Consider the following 1,626-nt stretch of genomic DNA (forward strand, 5'->3'; position numbering starts at 1 on the left):
GCGCGCATCGTGATCGAGCGTCCGCACAAGAAGTGCCGCGTCACCATCCACTCGGCGCGTCCGGGCGTCGTGATCGGCAAGAAGGGCGCCGACATCGACAAGCTGCGCAAGCGGGTTGCCGACATCACCTCGTCGGATGTTGTCATCAACATCGTCGAGATCCGCAAGCCGGAGCTCGATGCGACCCTGGTCGCTGAGTCGATCGCCCAGCAGCTCGAGCGTCGCGTCGCGTTCCGTCGCGCCATGAAGCGCGCGGTGCAGTCGGCGATGCGTCTTGGTGCCGAGGGCATCCGCATCAACTGCTCGGGTCGTCTGGGCGGCGCGGAAATCGCCCGCATGGAGTGGTATCGCGAGGGCCGGGTGCCGCTGCACACGCTGCGCGCCGACATCGACTACGGGGTCGCCACCGCGTTCACGACCTTCGGCACCTGCGGCGTGAAGGTCTGGATCTTCAAGGGCGAGATCCTCGAGCACGATCCGATGGCGCAGGACAAGCGGATGGCTGAGGGCGACACCGGCGGCGGTTCTTCGCGCTCGCGTCGCGACGCTGCCTGATCGGCGGCGCTGGAAAGGTTTTGAGGGCTTACAGCCATGATGCAACCAAAGAAGACCAAGTTCCGAAAGGCGCATAAGGGCCGTATCCACGGCGTTGCGTCCTCGGGCGCGACGCTGGCTTTCGGCCAGTTCGGACTGAAGGCCATGGAGCCGGATCGCGTCACCGCGCGTCAGATCGAGGCCGCCCGCCGCGCGCTGACCCGTCACATGAAGCGTGCCGGCCGCGTCTGGATCCGCGTGTTCCCCGACGTTCCGGTGTCGAAGAAGCCGGCCGAAGTCCGCATGGGCTCCGGCAAGGGTTCGCCGGAATTGTGGGTGGCGCGGGTCAAGCCGGGCCGGGTGATGTTCGAGATCGACGGCGTGAGCAACCAGATCGCGCGTGAGGCGCTGCTGCTGGCGGCCGCCAAGCTGCCGATCAAGACGCGCTTCGTCGAGCGCATTGCGGAGTAATGGCCATGGCCGAGATGAAGACGTCCGACGTTCGTGCGATGAGCCCCGACCAGATGGAGGATGCGATCCTCAATCTGAAGAAGGAGCGCTTCAACCTGCGCTTCCAGCGCGCCACCGGGCAGCTCGAGAACACCTCGCGCCTCAAAGAGGCGCGTCGTGACATCGCCCGCATCAAGACCATCGCCGCGCAGCAGCGCGCCAAGAACAAGTAAGAGGCAGGACACATGCCGAAACGGACCCTTCAGGGCGTTGTCGTCAGCGACAAGCAGGCCAAGACGGTCGTGGTGCGCGTCGATCGCCGCTTCACGCATCCGATCTATAAGAAGACCATCCGCCGCTCGAAGAACTACCACGCCCACGACGAGGGCAACGAGTTCAAGCCTGGCGACATGGTCTGGATCGAAGAGAGCCGGCCGATCTCGAAATTGAAGCGCTGGACCGTGGTCCGGGGCGAGCATAAGAAAACTGCCTGAGCCGAATCGGTCCGATCGGGCCGGTTACGTATTCGGGACCATAAAATAGCGCGAATTTCTCGCGCGTCAGATGAAGAGGACGAGGTGCATCAATGATTCAGATGCAGACCAACCTCGACGTGGCCGATAATTCAGGCGCACGCCGTGT

4 protein-coding genes are annotated in these 1,626 nt (G+C 64.0%); all 4 read left to right on the forward strand.

Features of this window, described 5'->3' with window-relative positions; genetic code table 11:
- The coding region (rpsC, locus tag WA702_RS11180; RefSeq protein ID WP_425110581.1) for a 30S ribosomal protein S3 at positions 1-555 on the forward strand (555 nt) is incomplete at its 5' end.
- 36 nt (positions 556-591) lie between these two features.
- Positions 592-1,005 (forward strand): 50S ribosomal protein L16, encoded by a 414-nt coding sequence (gene rplP / locus WA702_RS11185; protein WP_425110582.1) that lies wholly within the window; start codon positions 592-594, stop codon positions 1,003-1,005.
- A gap of 5 nt (positions 1,006-1,010) precedes the next feature.
- Positions 1,011-1,217 carry a 50S ribosomal protein L29 gene (gene rpmC / locus WA702_RS11190; RefSeq protein ID WP_425110583.1) on the forward strand — a complete coding sequence of 69 codons (207 nt, stop codon included), beginning with the start codon at positions 1,011-1,013 and terminating at the stop codon, positions 1,215-1,217.
- Between the two features lie 12 nt (positions 1,218-1,229).
- Complete coding sequence (rpsQ, locus tag WA702_RS11195) at positions 1,230-1,478, forward strand: 30S ribosomal protein S17 (protein WP_425110584.1); 249 nt, start codon at positions 1,230-1,232, stop codon at positions 1,476-1,478.
- Positions 1,479-1,626 lie beyond the last annotated feature (148 nt).

Origin of the sequence: Bradyrhizobium sp. (assembly GCF_049798375.1) — a bacterium.
GTDB lineage: Bacteria > Pseudomonadota > Alphaproteobacteria > Rhizobiales > Xanthobacteraceae > Bradyrhizobium.

Excerpts from the sequence above, each read along its gene's own strand:
- rplP (WP_425110582.1), top strand. The coding sequence starts at position 592 with ATGATGCAACCAAAGAAGACCAAGTTCCGAAAGGCGCATAAGGGCCGT.
- rpsQ (WP_425110584.1), top strand. The coding sequence starts at position 1,230 with ATGCCGAAACGGACCCTTCAGGGCGTTGTCGTCAGCGACAAGCAGGCC.
- rpmC (WP_425110583.1), top strand. The coding sequence starts at position 1,011 with ATGGCCGAGATGAAGACGTCCGACGTTCGTGCGATGAGCCCCGACCAG.